The following is a 22,123-nucleotide window of genomic DNA, read 5'->3' on the forward strand; positions in this document are numbered from 1 at the left end:
GTCAGTGCTCCCCCGCGAGTTCGGCGAACGCGTCCACGAGGTGGTCGGCGAGCTCCTCCATGCGTGCGCCGGGAAGCTGCCCGTCGTGCACGAGGTGGATGACCAGTTCGCCGTCGCACAGCATGGTGGACACGGCGACCGGGAGCCAGGCGAGCAGCGAGCGCTGCTCGATCATGAGCGGCACGGAGCGTATCCACGCGGCGCCACCGCCGACCTTCAGCGCCTCTCCCCCGGTCGCGGTGTGCTCGACCAGGACGGCGGGCTCGGGCAGCGCGCGGATCCGTTCCGTGGCCGCGGTACGCGCACTGAGCTGCCGCAGGATGCCGTAGCCGACGCCGTCGCTGGGGACCGCGCGCAGGTGATCGGCGATCGCGGGCAGGGCATCGTCGGCCCGCTGCCCCTCGGCGACCGGGAGCACCGACGGATACGCGTTGGTGAACCAGCCGATCGACCGGGACCTGCCGGACGGCCGGAAGGCGTTGGTGGTGGCCTCGCCGACCAGCATCAGATAGGCGTCGGGGTGCCCCGTCCAGCGGCTCCAGGCACAGGCCACCGCGGTGGCGGCGGCGGCGCGGCCCGCCGCGCCGCTGGTGGCGAGCGTCCGGGCGACGCGGCTCGCGGGCAGTACCCGGCGCAGCACTCCCGGGGCCTCGGCCCCGGGCCGGTCCGAAGGACCGAGTCCCGTGGGCAGGCCGCCGGTGGTCCGGCCGCCCTCCATCACCACGGCCCAGTACCCGGCCTCCGCCGCGAGTTCGTCGCTCGCGGCCATCGCGGTCAGATGCCTGCTCCACCGGCTCCAGGCGGCGCGAGCCGCGGGGTCCTGGCGGGTGGCGGCCCCGGCGTCGCGCAGCGCGGAGTTGAAGTCCTCCAGCAGCGGGACCGCCGAGGTGTGGTCGTACGCGAAGTGGTGGACGACCAGCGTGAGCAGACCGGTGCGGGCGGGGCCCCGGTCGTAGAAGCGCATCCGCAGCATCGCGCCCCGGCCGGGGTCGATGTCCTTCAGCAGCTCGTCCTTGTCGCCCTCCAGCACGGCGAGTTCGGCGCTCTCGCCCATGGCGGGCAGCACCGTGACGTCCAGTACGTCGTCGGGGCGGGCGGCGCCCACGTCGATCCGCCAGCCCACGGAATTGCGGCGCAGCCGGTAGCGGAGCGGCTCGTGCAGTTCGAGCAGGGCGGCGACCGCACCGCGCACGGCGTCGCTCCGTACTCCCGCCGCGATCTCCAGGACCTCCGCCACGACGAAGTCCCTGGCGTCGTCCCGCGCGCGTTCCAGCAGGCCGTGCATGAGCGGGGTCAGCGGGATCGGCGTCCCGGACGAGGAGTCCGGGTGCGCGGGGCCGTCGGCCGGCGCGGGCAGCGCCCCGGCGGCGAGGGCCCGCAGCGTCGGCCGCTGGAGCACGTCCTGCGGGGTCAGCGACAGGCCGGCGCTCTCCGCACGGGCGGCGACCGCGACGCTCAGCAGGGAGTCCCCGCCGATCTCGAAGAAGTCGTCGTCGGGGTCCACCGACTCCCGTTCCAGCAGGTCGGCCCAGATCCGGGCGAGTATCCGCTCCGGGTCGGGCAGCCCTCCCGAGGCCGGTCCTCCTGCGGCCGGCCCTCCCGCGGGCAGTCCTCCCGCGGCGGGAAGAGAAGCGTCCGTCCGAGTCGCCATGTCCATCATCCTTGTCCGGTCGGTCTTCGCGTTGAGGGTCTGCGGCAGTCGGTCGTGGGCGACGATCCTGGTGGGGACCATGTACGCGGGCAGCCGGTCCAGCAGCCACCGGCGGAGGTCGTCGGCGGCGGGCAGCCGCGTCCCCGCGACGTGTCCCGCCATGCGTACGGCGCCGCGCGGACCTGCGTCCGGGAGCACCACCGCCTCCCGCACCCCGGGGTGTTCGAGCAGGGCGCGCTCGATCTCGGCGGGCTCCACCCGGTGGCCGCGGATCTCCAGCTGCTGGTCGTCGCGGCCGTCGAAGGTGAGGGAGCCGTCCGGGGCGAGCCTGGCGAGGTCCCCGGTCCGGTACATCCGGGCCCCCGGGCGGTCGGTGAACGGGTCGGGCAGGAACCGGGCGGCGGTCGTGCCGGGAAGCCCGTGGTAGCCGCGGCCGACGGCCGCCCCGCCGAGGTACAGCTCGCCCCGTTCGCCGGGCGCGCAGGGCCGGCCGTCGGCCCGCAGGACGTAGGCGGCGCAGTTGTCGAGGGGACGGCCGATGCCGGGCAGGGCGTCGGCCGGGCCGGGGGTCACTTCGGCCCAGGTGGCGACGACGGCGCACTCCGTGGGGCCGTACAGGTTGAGCGTACGGAAGGGCACGTCCGCCGGAGGCCGCACCCGCAGCCGGTCGCCGCCGGTGGACAGCACCCGCAGCCGCAGACCGGGCACGTCCGGGTAGTCGCTCAGCACCGTCTCGGCCAGCGGGGTCGGCAGGCAGGTCACGGTGATCCGTTCCCGCGCCAGCCAGCCCAGCAGGTCGGCGGGCGAGCGCACCGCGTCGTGGAGGACGTGCAGGGCGGCTCCCCGGGCCAGCGCCGAGAGCGTCTCCAGCACAGCGCCGTCGAAGCCGGGGGCGAAGACCTGTGCCACCCGGTCCTGCGAGCCGAGACCCGTTTCCTCCGCGTACCAGGTGAGCAGGTTGTCGAGGCTGCCGTGGGTGATCTCGCAGCCGTGCGGACGGCCGGTCGTTCCCGAGGTGTGCGCGAGGTAGGCGAGGGCGTCCCGCAGCGGTTCGGGCGGCAGGACGGCCCCGTCGGCGCGGCCGCGGGCCCCCGGGGCGCCGGCCGGCGCCGCGACGGGGATCACCTCGGTTCCCGCGGGGCGCCGTTGGCCCTCCCCGAGCACGGTGAGCGGGTGGCCGAGTCCGGTCAGCAGTCCGGCCACCCGGGCTTCGGGCAGGGCCGGGTCGACCGGTACGAAGGCCCCGCCCGCCTTCAGCACGCCCAGCCATCCGGTCACGAGGTCCGGGCCGCGCCCGGCGACGACGGGCACGGGGGTGCCGGGCGTGACACCGGCGGCGACCAGCCGCCGTGCGAGGTCCTCGGCCCGGGAGTCCAGCTCCCCGTAGCGGAGGGTGCGGCCGGCCTCGGGGTCGACCACGGCGGGCCGGTCGGGGTGGCGGGCCGCCCACTGGGCCACCGCCGCGGGCACGGACAGCGGTGCGACCGGGCGCTCCGGGCCGCGCAGTACGCAGCCGCCGGAGCGGCCGGGCGCCTGGGCCGCGAGTTCGTCCAGCCGGCGGTCCGGGGCGTCCACGGTGGCGCCTGCGAGGTCCTGGAAGAACGCGGCGAGCTGCTCCGCGGTCGACGGGTCGAAGAGGTCGACGGCGTACTCCAGGTAGCCCGTCATCGGGCCGTCCGGCTCGTCGTTGACCCCGATGGTGAGGTCGACCTTGGACGTGCCGGGGGCGATGCCGCCGAACGAGCCGCCGGCGGGCGCCAGGTCGAGCGAGCCCGGTGCGCTGAAGTGCCCGGCGGTGTTCTGGTGCGTGTAGCAGACGGTGAACACGGGGTGCCGCGACGGGTCCCGGCGGCCGCCCAGGTCGGAGACGATCCTCCCGAAGGGGATCTCCTCGTGGTCCAGCACGCCGGTCACGGTCCGCGCGCAGCGCCGTACCAGCTCACGGAAGGTCAGGCCCTCGTCGACGCGGGTGCGGAAGGGCAGCGCGTTGTTGAAGTAGCCGATCAGTTCGTGGGTGTCCGGGTGGAAGCGGCCCGAGGTGGCGGCCCCGACCACCACGTCCTCCTGACCGGCCCACAGGTGCAGCAGCGCGTCCACGACGGCCAGCAGCGTGACGAAGGTGGTCACGCCCTCCTGCCTGCTGAACTCGCGGAGCGCCAGGGCCTGTTCCGGGGAGAGGGTGAACTCCAGCAGGCCGCCCGCGTGGGACTCGACCGCGGGCCGCGGCCGGTCCAGCGGCAGTTCGGTGGTCCGCAGATCGGCCAGCTGCTCGCGCCAGAACCGCAGCCCCCGCTCCAGCCGTTCGCCGGTCAGCACCTCGCGCTGCCAGGCGGCGAAGTCGCCGTATCCGCAGGTGAGTTCGGGCAGTTCGGCGGTACGTCCGGTCAGCCGGGCGGTGTAGTACGCGCCGAGGTCGCGGAAGAAGGCGGTGGGCGACCAGCCGTCGAAGACGATGTGGTGCCACGTGCAGAGCAGGATGTGCTCGTCGTCGGCCACCCGCAGCAGGGTGGTGCGCAGCAGCGGGCCCGACGCCAGGTCGAAGGGGGCGACGGCCTCGTCGTGGGCGAGCAGGCGGGCCTGTGCCTCGGGGTCCGCCGACCCGCGCAGGTCGACGACCGGGAGCGCGGGGGCCGGGGCGTCGAACAGCACGTAGGGGCGGCCCATCTCCTCCAGGACGCGGGTGCGCAGCACCTCGTGCCGCGCGAACACGTCGAGCAGCGCGGCCCTGAGCGCCCCGTGGTCGAGCGCACCGCGGTGGCGCAGGTCGCCGGGGATGTTGTACAGCGGTCCCGGCAGGGCCAGCCGGTCGAGGTACCAGAGCTGTTCCTGGTTGTACGAGAGCGGGATCCGGGTTCCCGCGGGCACCCGCGCGATGCTGCCGTCGGAGGGGGTCGTGCCGGGCGCCGTCGTGCTCTCCGCCCGGCGTGCGGCGATCAGGTCGGCCATCTCGCGCACCGTGCGGTGGGCGAACAGGTCGGCGAAGGTGGTCTTCACGCCGAAGCGGGTCTCGGACTCGCGGAGGAAGGTGATGCCCGCGATGGAGCTGCCGCCGAGGGCGAAGTAGTCCGATTCGGGGCCGATGTCCGGGGCCTTGAGGATGCGGGACCAGATGTCGGCGACCTCGTGCCGGAGCTCCGTCTCGTCCAGTGACGGGCCGGACGCCGCGGCCCGGGCGGGTGCGGCGTGCTGGACGGGTGCGGCGTGCTGGACGGGTGCGGGAGTACGGGTGTCCCGGGGCGGCCGGTACCAGGAGGAGTCGGGTTCGAAGGGGTACGTCGGGACCTCGGTGCGGCGGATTCCGGCGCCCTCGTAGTAGCGGTCCCAGTCGATGCTCGCGCCCTGCTCGTAGAGGCGTGCCAGGGCGTCCAGGACACGAGCGGCCGGTGCACGACCGCCGTGGTCACGGCCGTCGTTGCCGTCACGGCCGCCACGGCCGTCCCTGCCGTCGCCGTCGCCGTCGCCGTCGCCGTCGCCGTCGAGGAGGGTCAGCACGGTGAGTTCCGGGGCGAGCTCTCTGATCCGGCGGGACAGCACACCGGTGCCGCCGAGCTCCAGCAGGAGGGCGCCGTCCCGCTCGAAGTCCCGTACCGCCCGGCGGAGTCCGCCGTCGTTGACGTCCCCGGTGCGCGTCGCGTGCGCCGCGTCGCGCAGGGCGTCCTCGGGCGCCAGCTTCCCCCGGACGACCTGTACGGCGAGGTTCCCCGGCCCGGAGCCCACCAGCCTGCCGGTTTCCAGCCCCAGGGACCGGGTCAGCGCGTACAGCGCCAGCTGACGCCTCAGCAGGACCCGGGCGTCGCCGCCCCGGTCGGCGACGGGGTCCGCCGCCTCCGCGCCGCGGTCGCCCGCCCCGACGAGTCGGTCCTCCGCTTCGGCGAGCGCGGGGAACTCCTTGCGCAGGGTGTGCCAGAGCGCGTCGCCCGCCGCCGTGTCGCCCACGTCGCCGTCGCCGGAGAAGAGCAGCACGAGCGGCGGCGCCCGGTCCGGAACGGGCTGCGCGGGCGCCTGCGCACCGTGCAGCGCCTCGGCGAGCCCCGCGAGGTCGCGGGCCGTGAAGGCCCGCCGCCACGGGTGGTCGTCGCGCCCCCGGTTGAGGGCGTGGGCGACGGTGGCCAGGTCGTCGTCCGTGCTCCTCAGGAAGTCGCCGAGGCTGCGCGCGTACCGGACGCAGGCCTCGGGGGAGGCGGCCGACAGGGTGACCAGTTCGGCGGACGGCCGGACGCGGTCGGGGCGCGGCAGGGGCCGGGGCGGCTCCTCCAGCACGGCGTGCACATTGGTCCCGGTCAGACCGAAGGAGCTGACCCCGGCACGGCGCGGGCCGCCGTCCGGCGCGGGCGGCCACGACTGCCGGTCGACGGCCACCCTGACCGGTCCCTCGGGGTCGAGCGCCGGGTGGGGGGTGCGGAACCCGGCGGTCGGGTAGAGCGTGGCGTGCCGCAGCCCGGCCAGGACCCTGAACAGGCCCGCCATGCCCGATGCGTGGTCGAGATGGCCCACGTTGCCCTTGGCTCCGCCGATCAGCACCGGCTCACCGGTACGGCCCGCGCTGTCCAGCGCCCGGCGCAACCCGCCCACCTCGGTCAGGTCGCCCAGCGGCGTACCGGAGCCGTGACACTCGATGTAGTCGGCGTCGGACACGGCCAGACCCGCGTCCCGCCAGGCGGCGGTGAGCAGTTCGCTCTGGGCGTCCTGGCTGGGGGCGCTGAGGGCGGTGGCCCGGTAGCCGTTGTGGTTGACCGCGACGCCGCGCAGCACCGCGTGGACGTGGTCTCCGTCGGCGACGGCGGCCGCGAGCGGTTTGAGCAGGACGAAGCCGCCGCCCTCGCCGCCCACGGTGCCGTCGGCACCGGCGTCGAAGGGGCGGCACACGCCGCCCGGGGATTCGATGCCGGGCAGCGGATCGTGCCGGGCGGCGGGCCGCAGCAGCGCCTGCACGCTGAGCCCGCCCGCTATCGCCAGGTCCGCCCGCCCCGCCCGGAGCTGCCCGACGGCGTCGGCGAGCGCGGCCAGGCTGGAGCTGCACGCGGTGTCCACGGCGAGCACCGGGCCCGTCAGGTCCAGCAGGTAGGCGACGCGGGCGGCGGTCGCGGAGGGCAGGGTCCCGAGGATCTGCTGCGGGTCGTCCTCCCGGAACAGGGTGGCGTACTCGGGGTGGGGCGCGCTGAGCACGACCGCCGTGCGCGTCCCGCGCAGGGAGCGGGTCGCGTACCCCGCGTTCTCCACTGCCCGGTGGACCAGTTGGAGGGTGAGGCGCTGATGCGGGTCCATCAGCTCGGCCTCGCGACGGGAGATGCCAAAGAACCGGTGGTCGAAGAGGTCGATGCGGTCCAGGTAGGCGCCCGGCGCGTAGCCGGTGCCCACGTCGCCGCCCGCGTGCCGGACCCGCTCGTCGGCGGGCCGGCCGACACTGCTGCGCCCGGCGCCCAGTCCGTCGTGCAGGGCGTCCAGGTCGTCGGCTCCCGGCAGGGAGAGTGCCGCTCCGACGATCGCCACGGCGTCCCGGTTCATGTCGTTTTCTCGCCTCACAGTGCGTAGTCGCCTTCGTGGTCGGGGCCGGTGTGCTGCCCTGTTGTCGGTGCGGTGCCCGCGGGGTGCCGCGCCGGGGGCGTCAGCAGCTTCGCCATGGCCTCGACCGTGGTGTGCTCCAGGAGCGCGGCCACCGGTACGGGTGCGCCGCCGAGCGCGGTGAGCCGTTGGGCGAGCTGCATCAGGGTCAGGGAGGTGCCGCCGGCCTCGAAGAACTTCTCCTGGACGCCGATGTCGTCGGCCTCGCGTTCCAGCAGCCGCGCCCACACCTCGGCGACCGTCCGTTCCGCGTCGTCCCGGGCCGCGCGGCGCGGGGCGGCCGGAGCCTCGCCCGAGGTACGCGTTTCCAGGGCGCGCCGGTCGATCTTGCCGTTGGCGGTGAACGGCAGTGCGCGGTGCAGCCTGACGAGGTCGGGGACCAGGTGCGGCGGGAGCCTGCGGGCCAGGTGTTCGCGCAGCCCGACGACGCTCGGAGCGCTGCCCTCCACGGGCACGACATGGGCCACCAGCCTGCGTCCCTGTGCCTCGCCCACCGCCACGACGGCGGCCTGGGCCACCTCGTGGTGGCGGGTCAGCTCCCTCTCGACCTCGCCGGGTTCGACCCTGAATCCCCGGACCTTGACCTGGTCGTCGGCCCTCCCCCGGAAGACGAGTCCCCCGTCGGGCAGTCGGCGCACCAGGTCCCCCGTCCGGTACATCCGGGTTCCGGGCGGCCCGTAGGGACTGGCCACGAAGCGCTCGGCGGTCAGCGCGAACCGGCCGACGTACCCTCGCGCGAGTCCCTGGCCGCTGAGGTGGAGCTCGCCCGTCACCCCGTCGGGAACGGCCCGCAGCCGCTCGTCGAGCACCCAGACGCCGGTGCCGGGGACGGGTTCGCCGATCTCCGGTTCCCCGGCGCCGTCCAGCCGGGCGCTGACCGTCGCGCACACGGTCGCCTCCGTGGGGCCGTACGCGTTGAACATCGTGCGCTCCGGGGCCCAACGGGCGGCGACCTCCCGCGGACAGGCCTCCCCCGCGGCGAAGAGCACCAGTCCGGGCGGCAGGCTGCCGGGGGGCAGCACGGCCAGCACCGCGGGCGGCAGCGTCGCATGGGTCACCCGGTGCTCGGCGAGGGTGCGCGCCAGGGGCGGCCCCGCCAGCAGGTCCCGCGTGGGGGCGAGCACCAGCGCGGCCCCGTTGAAGAGGGCCATGGCCGTCTCCCAGAAGGCCGCGTCGAACCCGGCGGCGGCGAACTGCAGCACCCGGTGCCCCGGCCCCGCGGGGGCGGAACGGGCGGCCCCCGCGAGCATTCCGGTCACCCCGCGGTGGGTGACCGCGACGCCCTTGGGACGGCCCGTCGACCCCGACGTGTGGATGATGTACGCGAGGTGGTCGGGCAGCACCTCGACCGGCGGCGGTGTCGCCGGGTACGTCGCGAGCAGGCCCGCGAGGGTGTCGAGGTGCAGGACCGGTGTCTTTGGCGGGCACCGGTCGGCCGGTGTCGACCGGTCGGTGAGGAGCAGGGCCGCACCGGTGTCCGTGAGTATTCCGCGGAGCCGTTCGCCGGGGTGCGCGAGGTCCAGCGGGAGGTGGGCGCCGCCTGCCTTGAGGATGGCCAGCAGGGCGACCGTGTGGCGCATGCCCCTCGGCAGTGCCAGGCCGACCGGGCGGTCGGGGCCGACGCCGTGCTCGCGCAGGTGGTGGGCCAACTGGTTGGCCCTGCGCTCCAGTTCGGCGTAGCTCATCTCCTGCGTCCCCTCGCGCAGGGCGGGCGCGCCGGGGTTCCGCGCGGCCTGCTCGGCGAAGAGTTCGTGCGCGCACCGCGCGGGCGGCGCGGCGGGGACGGCCGGCCGGGAGGTGCGGGAGAGGTGCTCGGCGGGCAGGGCCACTTCGGCGACCTGCCGCAGGCCGGGTGCCGACAGCTGTGCCAGCAGTGCGCGCAGCTGTCCGGCGAGCCGCCGCGCAGCGCCCGCGTCGAACAGCGTGCTGTCGCAGCGCACTTCCAGCACCAGGGTGGATTCGGTGCGCACCAGCAGGGACAGCGGGTAGTTGGTGGCGTTGTCGGTGTCCAGGGCGCTGACCCGAAGGCCGCCGGTGGCCAGCGCGGTGGGGTCGACCGGCAGGTTGTCGAAGGAGACGGCCGTGTCGAAGAGCGGGGTGCCCGGTGCGACCGAGGTGTGGGCCCGCTGTTCGGGCAGCGGGTAGGTGTCGTACTGCCTGGCCTCCGCCTGTTCCGACTGCACCCGGCGCAGCCAGTCCCGCACGGGGGCGGCCCCGTCGATCCGTATCCGCACCGGCAGCGTGTTGATCAGCAGCCCGATGACGGACTCCGCGCCGTGCGGATCGGGGCCGCGGTGCGCCACCGTGGCGCCGAAGAGGACGTCGTCGCTTCCGCTGTGCCTCGCCAGCAGGAGCGCCCAGGCTGCCTGGACCAGGGTGTTGACGGTGAGTCCGCTGCTCCGGGCGAAGTCCTGGAGTTCCCGGTGCGCGCTCTCCTCCAGCCGTTCCAGGTGCGCGGTGCCGGAGCGCGGCCGGTGTCCCGGTGCGGGGGCGCCGGCGTAGGGCAGGGGCGTGGGGGCGGGGAATCCTGCCAGGGCCCGGCTCCAGTAGGTGCGGGCGGCGCTCAGGTCCTGGGCTTCGAGCCAGCGCACGTAGTGGCTGAAGGGGGTGCGGTCGGGGAGGTCGGGGGTGCGTCCCGCCGCCAGGGCGGCGTGCGCGGCGAGCACGTCGTGCAGGACCTCGGCGATGCTCCAGCCGTCGAGGAAGAGGTGGTGGCAGGTCCACAGCAGCCGTACCTCGTCGTCGGCCGTCCGTACCACGGTGAGCCGCAGGGGCACCTCCTTGCGCGGATCCGGTGCGTGCGCGAGGTCGTGCGCCTCCAGTTCCGCCAGGCGCTCCCGGCGGTGCGGCTCGGAGAGTCCGCGCCAGTCGTGGTGACCGACCGGGAGGACGAAACGCGGCTGCACCCGCTGCACGGGTCCCGCGCCCCCGCCCTCCGTCACGGTGCTGCGCAGCGCCGGGGTGCGGTCCACCACGAACTGCCAGGCGCGCACGAGGAGGTGCGGGTCCGTGACGCCGCCGATCGTGACGCCGATCCGCCGGGCGTAGACGTCCGGTGCGCCTTCGACGTCCGGTGAGCCTTCGACGTCCGGTGCGCCTTCCGCGGCCAGCGAGTGGTACAGCAGACCGCTCTGCAGCGGGGTGAGGGGATACGAATCGTGGTCCTCACCCGGCGGTACGGGCTCCGGGCGGGCGGCCGTCGGGCCCGGCCGGTCCTCGTACGCCCCCGGGCGGGCGGTGTCCGGCGGGACGTCCGCCCCGGCCTTCCGCGCAAGGGTTCCGGCCTCCTGCGCGAGGGCCCCGGTCTCCTGCGCGAGAGCCCCGGCCTCCTGCCCGAGAGCCCCGGCCTCCTGCGCGAGTGCGCGGACGGTCGGCCGGGTGAAGACGTCCTTCGGGGTCAGGGCGAGACCCGCTGCGCGGGCTCCTGCGGCGAGCCGGACGCTGGTGAGGGAGTCGCCGCCGAGGTCGAAGAAGTCGTCGTCCACCCCGACCTCGCGGACGCCGAGCACCTGCGACCACACCGCGACGAGGGTGTGTTCGGCCGGGGTCGTCGGGGCGGCGTACGCGGGCTCGACGTGCCGCCCGTCCCGCGGCTCGGGCAGGGCGCGCAGGTCGACCTTGCCGTGCCGGGTCAACGGGACGGCGTCGAGGACCTCGAACACCGAGGGGATCATGTAGTCGGGCACCAGGGTTCCCAGGTGCCTGCGCAGCGCGGTGGTGGTGGGCGCGGGCCGCCCGGGGGCGGGCACCACATAGGCGGTCAGCCGGCCCGGCTCCCCCGTCCGGCCGGTGCCGGGGAGGGTCACCACCGCCTCGGCGAGGTCGGGATGGGCGGCGAGCGCCGCGGTGACCTCGCCGGTCTCCACCCGGTAGCCGCGGATCTTGACCTGGTCGTCGCCGCGGCCGAGGAACTCCAGGACCCCGTCGGCCCGGCACCGCACCAGGTCGCCGGTCCGGTACATCCGGCTGCCAGGACCGCCCCAGGGGTCGGCGACGAACCGTTCCGCGGTACGGGACCCGCTGCCCCGGTAGCCCCGGGCGAGCCCGGCCCCGGCCAGGTAGAGCTCGCCCGCCACACCGGCGGGGACGAGGTTCAGGCTCCGGTCCAGCACGTAGTGCCGTACCCCCCGCACGGGTCCGCCGATCGGGACGACGCGTTCCTGTTCCGCCGCCGGGCCCCGCGCCACGAGGTGGGCGGTCGCGCACATGGTGGTCTCGGTGGGGCCGTACAGGTTGGCGAAGGGATGCACCGCGCGCCACCGCCGGGCGGTGTCCACGGAGCACACGTCCGCAGCGGAGCAGACGAGTTCCAGGTCGGGCAGGGACGCCGGGTCCAGGGCCGCGAGCAGCGCGGGCGGAAGCATCAGCACGGTGACGGCGTCCTGCCGGATCCGCCGGGCGAGCAGTGCGGGGTCCTCGTACTCCTCGGGCAGGCTCATGCACACGGTCGCGCCGGTCAGCAGCGGCATCAGGGCCTGCCAGATGCCGCCGTCGAAGGCGAAGGACAGGTGCTGGAGCATCCGGGCGCCCGGCCGCAGGCCCAGGGTCGTCCGGCTGTCGGCGGCCAGGTTGCCGATCCCGGCGTGCGGGACGAGCACTCCCTTGGGGCGGCCGGTGGAACCCGACGTGTACACCGCGTAGGCCAGGTTGCCGGGCAGCGCGCGGTGCGTGGGCACGGTGGCGGGGCGGGCGGCCACGGCCGCCCGGTCGGCGGCCCGGTCCGGGCACACCACGGTGCTGAAGCCGTCGGGGAGCCGTGGCAGGTGCCGCTGCCCGGCGACCAGCACCCGGGCGCCGCTGTCGGCGACGACGGCGGCGACGCGGCTCGTCGGCTGCCCGGGGTCCAGGGGTACGAAGGCGCCGCCCGCCTTCAGTACGGCGAGCGCGGCGACGAGGAGCTCGGGGTCGCGGTCCAGGCACAGCGCCACCGGGACGTCGGGGCCGACGCCCTGCGCGGCGAGATGGTGGGCGAGCCGGTTGGCGCGGGCGTCGAGCTGGGCGTAACTGAGCTGTTCCGCCCCGCGGACGACGGCGATCCGGTCGGGTCCCTGGCGGACCTGGGCGTGGAAGAGGTCGTGCACGCAGGCGTCGTCCGCCGGCTCCTGCGGGGAGCGCCCCGCGGCGAGCAGCCGGTCCTGCTCGCCGTCGGTGAGCAGGGGAAGGCCGCGCGGGGTGCGCGCGGGATCGTCCGTGATGCCGGTGAGCAGCGTCTCCAGCCCGTCGGCCAGCCGCTGGATCGTCGTGCGGTCGAAGAGGGCCGTGTTGTAGAGGAGGTCGACGGTCAGCCCGTCGTCGCTCTCCTGGAACTCCACGGTGAGTTCGAGGGCGGCGCGCACCGCGGGTGTGTCGACGTCGCTGACGCGGAGGGGGCCGAAGCGGTGGGCGCGGGTGGGGGCGTTGCGCATGACGACGAGGGTCTCGACCAGCGGGGTGCGGTCCGCGGCGCGGGCCGGGGCGAGTGCCTCGACGAGCTGGTCGAAGGGGAGTTCGGCGTGCTCGGCCGCGTCGAGCATGGTGTCGCGCACGTCGGTGAGCAGGTCGGTGAAGGGCGTGTCGTCGGGCACCTCGGTGCGCAGTACCAGGGTGTTGACGAAGAACCCGATCAGGTGGTCGAGTTCGGGGTACTCGCGCCCGGAGGTCACCGTTCCCACCGCGATGTCGCGCTGCCCGCTGTGGCGGGCGAAGAGGATCTGACAGGCGGTCAGGAGGGCCTGGAACAGGGTGGCGCCCCGCGCGTGGGCGAGTGCGCGCAGCCGGTCCAGGACCGGTCCTGGAATCCGGTGCCGGACGCGTGCGCCGTCGGTGCCCGTGTGCGGGGTCCTGGCGCGGTCGGTGGGCAGTTCCAGCGGGGTCGTTCCGGCCAACTGTCTTTTCCAGTACGCCAGTTGGGTGTCCGTAACACCGTCGGCCAGCCGGGTGCGCTGCCGGCTGCCGTGGTCGCCGTACGTCACCGGCAGGCCGGGCAGCACGGCGGGCGGGCCGGTGGTCCCGGCGGTGTAGTGCGCGCCCAGTTCGGCGAGGAGGATCTCGTAGGACCAGTCGTCGGTGACGAGGTGGTGGGCGCTCAGCGAGAGGATGTGCTCGGTCGGGGTCAGCCGGACGAGCCGGGGCCGCAGCAGCGGTCCGCGGGAGAGGTCGAAGGGGTTCAGCAGTTCGGCGCGCAGCAGGTCCCGCACCGCCCGTTCCCGCTCGGCCTCGGGCACTCCCGTGAGGTCGGTCCGTTCCGCCGCGACCGGCCCCGGAGGGTGCACGGTCTGGGTGCCCCGGCCCGCCGCGTCGGCGGCGAACGTGGTGCGCAGTGGTTCGTGGCGGGCCACGACCCGGGTGAGGGCCCCGTCGAGCGCTTCGGGGTCCAGCGGGCCGGTGAGGCGCACGGCGCAGCCGACGTTGTAGTCCGCTCCGGGCGCGTACTGGTGCAGGAACCACAGCCGCTGCTGGACGGGAGAGAGCGACAGGGTGCGCGGCTGCCCGGCCGCCGTCGCGTCCGGCCGCTCCGCGACAAAGGCAGCAAGAGCGGCGGGGACGGCAGGTGCGGCGGGGGTGGCCGGTGCGGCGGGGACGGCCGGTGCCGGGTGCTCGGGCAGTACCCGGGCGAGTGCGGCGACGGTGCGGTGCGCGAGGAGCGTACGTACCGAGAGGTCGGCCGCCAGGGCGGCGCGGATCCGTCCGACGAGCTGCGTGGCGTGCACCGAGTCGCCGCCGAGGGCGAAGAAGTCCTCGTGCACGCCGACGTGTGCGACGCCGAGCACTTCCGCCCAGAGCACGGCCAGCGCCCGTTCGCGCTGGTCACGGGGTGCGGGGCCGTCGGCCGGTGCGGAAGGGGGCGCGTCGGGGAGGGCGTTGCGGTCGACCTTCCCGTTCGGCAGCAGGGGCAGCGCGTCCAGCGGGACCAGTGCGGCCGGGACCAGGTGCTCCGGCAGCTGCCTGCGGAGGAAGTCGTGCAGCTCCCCGAGGTCGGGTCCGCCGTGCTCGGTGGGCACCAGGAAGCCGATCAGGCGCCGGGGCCCCTGCCTCCCGCCGCCGCGTACGGCCACGGCCGCTGCGGCGACGTCCGGGTGGCGCACCAGCGTGTTCTCGATCTCCCCCGGCTCGACGCGGTGGCCACGGACCTTCATCTGCTCGTCGGCCCGGCCGAGGAACTCCAGGACTCCGTCCGGCCGTCGGCGCGCCAGGTCGCCGGTCCGGTACAGGCGTCCGCCCACGGCCCACGGGTCGGGCACGAACCGCAGCGCGGTCTCCGCCGGGCGTCCGTGGTAGCCACGGGCGACGCCAGGACCCCCGATCCACAGCTCTCCGCTCCCGCCCTCCGCCACCGGCAGCAGCCGTGCGTCCAGGACGTGGGCGGTGGTGCCGGGCACGGGCAGTCCGACCGGGACCAGGGGGCTGTCCCCGGCGTCCTGGCGGGCCGGGAAGAACACACAGGCGTCGACGGGGGTCTCGGTGGCACCGTACGCGTTGACGACGGTGGTGCCGGGCGCGAGGAGGCCGAGCAGTTCCCGGCAGTCCTCGGCCAGCCAGCCCTCGGAACCGACGGAGAGCAGCTTCAGCGCGGGCAGCGTGCGGCCGCGGGCCACCGCCTCCCGGCCCAGCGCCTTCGCCAGGCTCGGCACCAGTTCCACGGCGTCGGCCCGCTCGGACTCCAGCAGGTCCAGGAGCCGTGCGGGGTCGGCGACGGTGCCCCGGGGCGCGATGACGACCGTTCCGCCGGCGAACACCGACCGCAGCAGATCGGCGAGGAAGAGGTCCACCGAGAGACTGGTGACCGACACGAACCGCAGCTTGTTGCGGCGCAGCCCGTAGAGCTCCTCCCACGCGTCGAACACGCTGAGCAGCCCCCGGTGTTCGACCACGACGCCCTTGGGCACGCCCGTCGAACCGGAGGTGTACATCAGGTAGGCCGCCGACCGGGGCAGCGGGCCGGTGACGGGGGTGGTGTCAGGGCCGGTGCCGTCCGCGTCCCGGCCGCCGGGGCCCGGGTCGAGGAACACCGTCGCGGGCGCTCCGACAGGCAGCCGGTGGGCGAGGCCCGACCGGGTGAGGACGAGGGCGGCCCCGGAGTCGGCCGCCATCAGCTCCAGCCGCTCGCGCGGGTACGCGGGGTCCAGCGGCACATAGGCGCCACCGGCCTTCAGGATGCCCAGCACGCCGACGACCATGTCGGCGTTGCGCTCGACGTACAGCCCCACCAGCACATCGGGGCCGACGCCCCTTCGGGCGAGACGGCAGGCCACCTCGTCGGTGCGCCGGTCGAGTTCGGCGAAGGTCAGCCGCTGTTCCTCGTCGACGACGGCCGTCGCGTGCGGGGTGCGCGCGACCTGCTCGGCGAACAGCTCGGTCAGGGTCATGCCGCCTCCGGGCTCCGGGTGAATCGGACAGTTCGTACGGACACGGAGGTACGAGCGGCTCGCGCGGTGCGCCGGTCCGGCGGGGCGCCCACCCCGCGTGGTGCGGGCGCCCCGGTCACTCAACACGCCTTCTTCCAGGGGGAGTTGGCGCTGCGCAGAGGTGAAGTCCTGGCCCGTCCCCCGGGCCCGGCCCACGCACGGCGAGGTGGGTGAGCCGGCTCCTCAGTGGTAGAGGAACCCGGAGAAGAGCGGCAGTCCGCCGAACGGATCGGCACCAGCCACGCACGCGTCCTTCTTGACGAACCGCTTCACATAGGCAGCCCCGTCGGTGCCGCCGGAGGCGGGCGTGTCCGAGGGCAGATAGGTCCTCGCGAACCGGTAGTGCCCTCCGCGCCACTTGGACAGTGATCTGTCCAGCTCGTTCCAGCCCTCCTCCAGGCGCTGGTCGGCGGTGCCCGCGAGCGCGGCCTTCAACGGCTGGTGGGAGCGGACCTCCGCGCTGTTGAGCACCTCAAGATGGCCCACGGCCCCGAACACCTCGGCCTTGCGCGGGTCGTACCCGTAGATCGAGATCTCCATGGCGTGGTAGTTCAGCGACTGGACCGCGCTGGCCGCACCGGTGAAGTCCCGGAAGGTCATGAAGCCCTCCGGGGTGAGCGTGCGCAGGACGTGGAAGACGTCGTTGAGCAGACCGGCGCACACACCGGCGAGTTCCAGCCGGGCGGCCGCCCGCGCGGGGAACTCGTCCTTGGTGGCGGCCGTTTCCACCGCGAGCCGCCGCACCAGGAAGAAGAGCATCTCGCAGCACTGGACCGCGCGCAGGAAGACGTTCTCCTCGTGCCGGTCGGAGCGCGGGAACCTGGTGCTCTCGGCCAGCACCGCGGTACGACGGTCCAGCACCGGGTCGACGGCCGCCTGGTCGACCAGATCCCCGATGCGTACCCGCAGGACCTGGTTGACCACGGTGCCGCAGACGACCGCGATCGCCTCGTCCAGGCGTTTGATCCGCTCGTCGCCGCACTCCGGCTGGACACCCGCCTCCCATGCCGCGCGCTCCACCTCGACCAGGTCGGTCAGGGTGGTGTGCAGGGCCAGCAGCGCCCCGGCGACCGGGTCGTCGGGAAACTGGTCGAGGAACCAGCCGTAGGAGTGCATGCAGGAGTAGCGGTAGTACTCCGGTATCTCCAGCTCGCGGCTGACCGGGCGGGTGAGCAGCCCGGTGACCTCGTCGGCACCGCTCGGGTTCGGGGGCAGGGTGTCGTGCAGCGCCGCGAGGGCTTCCGCCTCCGCGGGTTCCAGGCGGGAGCGGCCGCGCGTCCGCTGGAGCTGCGCGATCTCTCGCTGATGGGGTGTCAGATAGCGTGCGGCGGCCAGTTCCAGGGCCGCTGTCACGCCTTCCTCCCCACTATGAGGTGCTTGTCCCAGGTGGAGCGGTGTGCCGTGCACTCGCCGAAGCCGGCTTCCCGCAGGAGGCCCTGGTACTCGGCCGCCGTGCGGTGCCGTCCCTGGGTCTCCACGTGCATCGACAGGTTCATCGCCGCCGTCGCCAACGGGCCGCCGTCCTCGTCGAAGAGACGCTCCATCAGCAGGACGCGGCCGCCGCTCGCGCACGCGTCGTACGCCTTGCGCAGCAGCTCGACGCAGGTCTTGTCGTCCCAGTCGGAGAGGATGTAGCCGAAGGAGAGGCACTCCGCCGCCGGCAGCGGGTCCCGGAAGAAGTCGCCGGGGGCGAACCCGAGGCGGTCCTGCAGCCCCTGCTCGCGCCGGGTGTTCTCCAGGAAGGGGCCGACCGCGGGGAGGTCGAAGACCGTGACGTTCAGCTCCGGGTACCGGGACAGGGCCGCCACCGCGAACGCGCCGCTGGCGCCGCCCACGTCCACGAGCTGCCGGACGCCGTCGAGCCCGGCGAGAGCGGCCAGCTCCTCGGACACCCCGAAGCTCAGGTTCCACATGGCTTCGAGGAATTCCCGGGTGGCTTCCTCGTCGTGGTAGATCGTGTCGAAGGGCGCCGGGAGGTCCGCGTCCACGACCGCCTTGCCGCGGGTCAGGTAGTCGTCGAGCTGCTCCAGGCGACCGGTCGTGTTGGTCACCAAGTGACGCACGAATCCGCCGATGTAGCGGGGGCTCTCCGTGTCGAAGAAGGGCCGCAGCTCGTCCGCGACGCGGTACGTGCCGTCGGTGCCGCGTTCGACGACCGACACGGACGCCAGGAGCACCAGCAGCCGTTCCAGGGTCTCCTCGTCGATCCGGCGGGCGGCGGCGACGGACGCCGGGGTGGCCGGTCCCCCGGCCATCAGCTGAGTGAAGACGCCGTGCTTGTCGGCCAAATGCAGAGCATGCGTCGAGAACATTCCGAACATGGCACGGTCGAGACTGCTGGACGGCATCGGTTCCCCTCGGTGATTTTCGAAAACGCCGGCCGTCAGTTCCGCACGGCCGCATATTCCCATCTCCGACGAAAAATATCCGTCCCGCATATCGTTTCGTTACCGACCGGGTCAGCCCATTCCCTATTGCCCGAGGCGGCTGCGAATAGAGAATGAATAAGGGGACGAAAGCGCCCCATAGGGGCGCGGGATCGTGCTGGATCTGCGGCTCCGCCGCGCGGGCGCGACCAGCCACCACGGCGCCGCAGATGAGCAACTGCGCCTCACGGCACATCCAGACGGAGCGCTCAGGCCTGGTGGATGAGCGGGAGCGCCAGCAGGACCGCCAGCAGGCCGCACACCGCGGCGACCGCCATCGGCAGCGCGGTCGTCCGCAGGAGGCCGCTGCGGTCCGCGCCGAGGAAGCCCCTGACCAGCCGGGTCTGGAGCGCGGCGAACCCCTTCATGACCCAGGGCGCGACCAGGAGGAAGAGCACGCCGCCCGCGGCGTGCACCGCCCAGGCGCCGGCCATCGTGGGGCCGCCCCAGGAGTCCGAGGTGTCGTTGTCGGGCCGCAGCGGATAGCCGAGGTTGATCGCCACGGCGAACAGGAAGAAGCCGGAGAACACGGCCGCGACGAGGTTCAGCGGGGTGCTGACCACCGCGTGCACGAGCGCCAGCGGCCCGGTGCGCTCCGGCTCGTCGACCTGTACGCCCAGCAGCCGTCGGGCCAGAGCACGCTGGATGCGGCCCGCCGGCCCGCCGACCAGGGCGAGCGGGACGCAGAGGAGGCCGACGGGGAGCGCGAGGAGGAGGTAGGCCAGCCGGAGCCAGGTCTCCGCCCGGAAGGGCTCGCGCAGGATCACGCCGATCCGGCCGGTGGGGCGGAGGTGGCGGGTGACGGGCTGCTGGGTGAGGTCCATGCCTCAAGGATCCCGCCCGTGGGGGCACCGATCGACCGTGCCTGTACGGAGGTCGGGGGTTCGGTTTGCCCCACCCCCGACACTCCGCACCTCACCGCACCCCGGCCACCGGCTGCTGCCGTGCGGGGCGGTTCTAACTGCGCGTGCGGTACTTCCACACGCTCAGCGGCGCGAACACCGCGATGAACGCGAAGCTCCACAGCACCGCCGTCAGCGCCGAGTGGGCGACCGGCCCCCCGACCATCAGGGACCGGGAGGCGTCCACGACCGCGGTCATCGGGTTGTTCTCGACGAAGAGCCGCAGCCAGGACGGCATGGTGTCCGGCGGCACGAAGATGGAACTGCCGAACTGCAGCGGCACCATCGCCAGGGTGCTGACGCTCTGCACGGTCTCCATCCCCCGCGCGGCCAGGCCGATGAACGCCTGCAGCAGGCAGAGCGCGACCCCGTACAGCAGCAGGATGCCGATCGCCGCGGCGGTGGCGGCGACGGAGGTGTGCACCCGGAAGCCGATCAGGAACCCGAAGGCCAGGACCACCAGCAGACCCGCCAGGATCCGGCACGTGTCGGCGAGGATCCGGCCGATGAGCACCGCCGAACGCGCCACCGGCATCGACCGGTAGCGGTCCATCACCCCGCTGGTGAAGTCCATGTTCAGGGCGATGCCCGAGGTACGGCAGGTGGTGGTGATGGTCAGCGCCATGATGCCGGGCATCAGGTACTGCCGGTACTCCGCGCTGTCCCCGGAGACCGCGCCGCCGAAGGTGTAGATGAAGACCAGCGACAGCGTCACCGGCATCAGCGTGGCGTCGATGATCTGGCCCGGACTGGCCATCGCCTTGCGCAGGTTGCGCCGGGTGAGCGCCAGCGAGTGGCGCACCAGCGGGCGCACCCCCCGCCCCAGGGAGATCCGCCCCGCGTTCGGAGCCATGGTCTGTGAACTCACACCGCACTCCTCGCGGGCAGCACTTCGGACTGCGCCTGCGAGGCCCCGTCGGCCCCGGTCAGCGTCAGGAATACCTCGTCCAGGCTGGGTATGCGCACGTCGAGACCGGCGAGCGGGATGTCGCTCTGTCCCACGGCACGGACCACGTCGGTCAGTTGGGCCCCGTCGCCCGACAGCGGAAGCCGGATCTGTCCGGTCTCCTCGTCGGCCAGGGCGACGGCGTACCCGCGGCCCTCCAGGGCCCGGCGCAGCTCGGCCGAGTCCACCGGCCGCTCGGGCCGGATGCGCAGCACCTGGCCGCCCAGCCGCGCGCGCAACTCCGCCGTCCTTCCCCGGGCGATGACCTGCCCGCGGTCGATGACGACCAGGGAGTCGGCCAGTGCCTCAGCCTCCTCCATGTACTGGGTCGTGAGCAGCACCGTGGTGCCCTGGTCGGCCAGCCGCCGGACCTCGGCCCACATGGCGTTGCGGCTGTGCGGGTCGAGTCCCGTGGTCGGCTCGTCGAGGCACAGCACGCGGGGGCTGCCGACCAGGCTGGCGGCCAGGTCCAGGCGGCGGCGCATGCCGCCGGAGTAGCGGCCGACGGCACGGGTACCGACGTCGGTGAGCTGGAAGCGCTCCAGCATCTCGTCCGCCCGCGCCCTGGCCCTGCGGCGGGGGAAGTTGAACAGCCGGGCGATGACGTAGAGGTTCTCCCAGCCGGAGATGTCCTCGTCGACGGAGGCGTACTGGCCGGTGAGCCCGATCAGCGAGCGGACCTCGCCGGCCTGGCGCACCACGTCGTAGCCGCACACCAGGACCCGCCCGCTGTCCGGTCTGATCAGGGTGGAGACCATTTTGACCGTGGTGGTCTTGCCCGCGCCGTTGGGGCCGAGCAGTCCGAGCACGTGCCCGGTGGGCACCTCAAGACTCACGTCCTTGACCACCGGGTTGCCGCCGTAGCTCTTGGCCAGGCCCTCGATGAGGATGGCAGGAGTCATGAGGTCCTCGTGCTTTCCGCAGTGCTGCTGTTCCGCTGCTCAGTCGAGGACATAGCCATCCTGCATCCGCAGGCGGCGGGAGCGGCGCAGGTCGTTGAGGACGAAGGTGCGTTGCAGCCAGCGGTCCTTGCCGTCGTAGCGCGGGACGAAGGCCGAACGGCCGTGCGTGGTGATGCGGTTGTCGACGATCGCCAGGTCGCCGGGGCCGAGCACGGTGCTCAGGGAGGTCTTGTCGAAGGCGTCCTGGAGCTCGGCCATCGCCTGGGTCGCCCGGCCGGTGAGCGGCTGGGTGGCGGCGAAGTCGACGCGCAGGTCGGGGTCCTCGTGCGCACCGGTCAGGATGGGCTGCGCCTCGGTGTCCCCGCCGCCCGAGCCGCCGAAGGACGGCGGCGGGTCGGTACGGAACTCCGGGCTGCGCAGGACCTCCTGGGTCTCCTCGCTCAGCAGCGGCAGCGCCGCGCGGATGCCCGCGGTGCGCAGCCCGGCGACCTTGTCGTGGTCGGCCCGCAGGCACAGCAGCATCACGTAGTCGGGACGGTGCGGGTGGAAGGCGTTCTCGTTGTGGAAGGTCAGCAGGACGGAGCCGGCGTTGCCCTGGAACTCCTCCTTGCCCCGGACCGGGACCACGTCCTGGACCAGCGCGCCGGTCTTCTCCGGGCGGAAGGCGGCGGGGTCGCCGAGGCTGCAGGCGATCATCGTCAGGACCGCCGCGGACACGCTGGCCTCCCGCTGCACCGAGTCGGCGGTGGAGGGGGTGTCGGGCAGCGCCGCGGCGTCCACGGGCAGGCCCCGGATCAGCAGGACTCCGCTGGTTCCGGAGTCCCTGCGGAACTCGCCGAGGGGGGCGCGCAGCCCGGAGGGCAGCTCGTGCCGCTCCCGGCGGGCCGCGTCGACCCACTCGTGGCTGTCCACCTTGCCGTCGGCGGCCCTGGTCAGCCGCCGGGCAACCGTCTCGGTCCGCGCGGCGTCGTCGCCCGCCAGTGTCACGACCGCCGCCTGGGCGCCGGTCTCCATTACCACAGTCATCAAGACTTCACCTTCTGGTGGTTCATGTATGTGTACGGGGTCCCTGACAGCTGCGGCCCGCGGGCCGGCGGCGGTGCCGCGCTGTCAGCCGGCGTTCTCCATGGCGCGGACGAGGCTCAGCGGGCGCATGTCGGTCCACTGCTCGGTGATGAAGGCGAGGATCTCCTCGCGGCCGCCCTCCTCACGGGCGGGGCGCCAGCCGGCCGGTACCTCGGCGAAGACGGGCCACAGGGAGTACTGGCCCTCGTCGTTGACCAGGGCCAGGTAGCGGGCGTCGTTGTCCTCGAACGGGTTGGTGCTCATGTGTGGTGTGCCTCTTTCTGG

Annotated in this window: 9 protein-coding genes; all 9 read right to left on the bottom strand. The window is 74.0% G+C overall.

The features are described 5' to 3' along the window. Position 1: 1 nt before the first annotated feature. The 9 genes from ACH4SP_RS37795 to ACH4SP_RS37835 all read right to left on the bottom strand — a co-directional run bounded on the left by ACH4SP_RS37795 (position 2) and on the right by ACH4SP_RS37835 (position 22,102). Positions 2–7,156: an amino acid adenylation domain-containing protein gene (locus ACH4SP_RS37795; protein ID WP_398422167.1), complete on the bottom strand. Its 7,155-nt coding sequence runs from the start codon at positions 7,154–7,156 to the stop codon at positions 2–4. A 14-nt stretch (positions 7,157–7,170) separates the two neighbouring features. After that, positions 7,171–15,558 (bottom strand): amino acid adenylation domain-containing protein, encoded by an 8,388-nt coding sequence (locus ACH4SP_RS37800; RefSeq protein ID WP_398422169.1) that lies wholly within the window; start codon positions 15,556–15,558, stop codon positions 7,171–7,173. A 222-nt stretch (positions 15,559–15,780) separates the two neighbouring features. After that, positions 15,781–16,950, bottom strand: coding sequence for a hypothetical protein (locus tag ACH4SP_RS37805; RefSeq protein WP_398422171.1), 1,170 nt, complete (start codon positions 16,948–16,950; stop codon positions 15,781–15,783). Continuing rightward, entirely contained in the window at positions 16,947–17,945 is a 999-nt protein-coding gene (locus ACH4SP_RS37810; protein WP_398422173.1) for a methyltransferase, read from the bottom strand. The genes ACH4SP_RS37805 and ACH4SP_RS37810 overlap by 4 nt, the downstream gene beginning before the upstream one ends. Before the next feature lie 287 nt (positions 17,946–18,232). Continuing rightward, positions 18,233–18,847, bottom strand: a complete 615-nt coding sequence (locus tag ACH4SP_RS37815) for a sensor domain-containing protein (RefSeq protein ID WP_398422174.1) — start codon at positions 18,845–18,847, stop codon at positions 18,233–18,235. A gap of 133 nt (positions 18,848–18,980) precedes the next feature. Further along, on the bottom strand, positions 18,981–19,793 hold the full coding sequence (locus tag ACH4SP_RS37820; protein ID WP_398422176.1) for an ABC transporter permease: 813 nt from the start codon (positions 19,791–19,793) through the stop codon (positions 18,981–18,983). Further along, positions 19,790–20,773, bottom strand: coding sequence for an ATP-binding cassette domain-containing protein (locus tag ACH4SP_RS37825; protein ID WP_398422178.1), 984 nt, complete (start codon positions 20,771–20,773; stop codon positions 19,790–19,792). The genes ACH4SP_RS37820 and ACH4SP_RS37825 overlap by 4 nt, the downstream gene beginning before the upstream one ends. 39 nt (positions 20,774–20,812) lie before the next feature. Further along, a complete protein-coding gene (locus ACH4SP_RS37830; RefSeq protein WP_398422179.1) occupies positions 20,813–21,799 on the bottom strand; it encodes a TauD/TfdA family dioxygenase in 987 nt (328 codons plus the stop codon). 84 nt (positions 21,800–21,883) lie between these two features. Next, positions 21,884–22,102: an MbtH family protein gene (locus tag ACH4SP_RS37835; protein WP_350233140.1), complete on the bottom strand. Its 219-nt coding sequence runs from the start codon at positions 22,100–22,102 to the stop codon at positions 21,884–21,886. Positions 22,103–22,123: the final 21 nt, after the last annotated feature.

This window comes from Streptomyces sp. NPDC021093, assembly GCF_044333135.1.
In the GTDB taxonomy this organism is placed as follows: domain Bacteria; phylum Actinomycetota; class Actinomycetes; order Streptomycetales; family Streptomycetaceae; genus Streptomyces.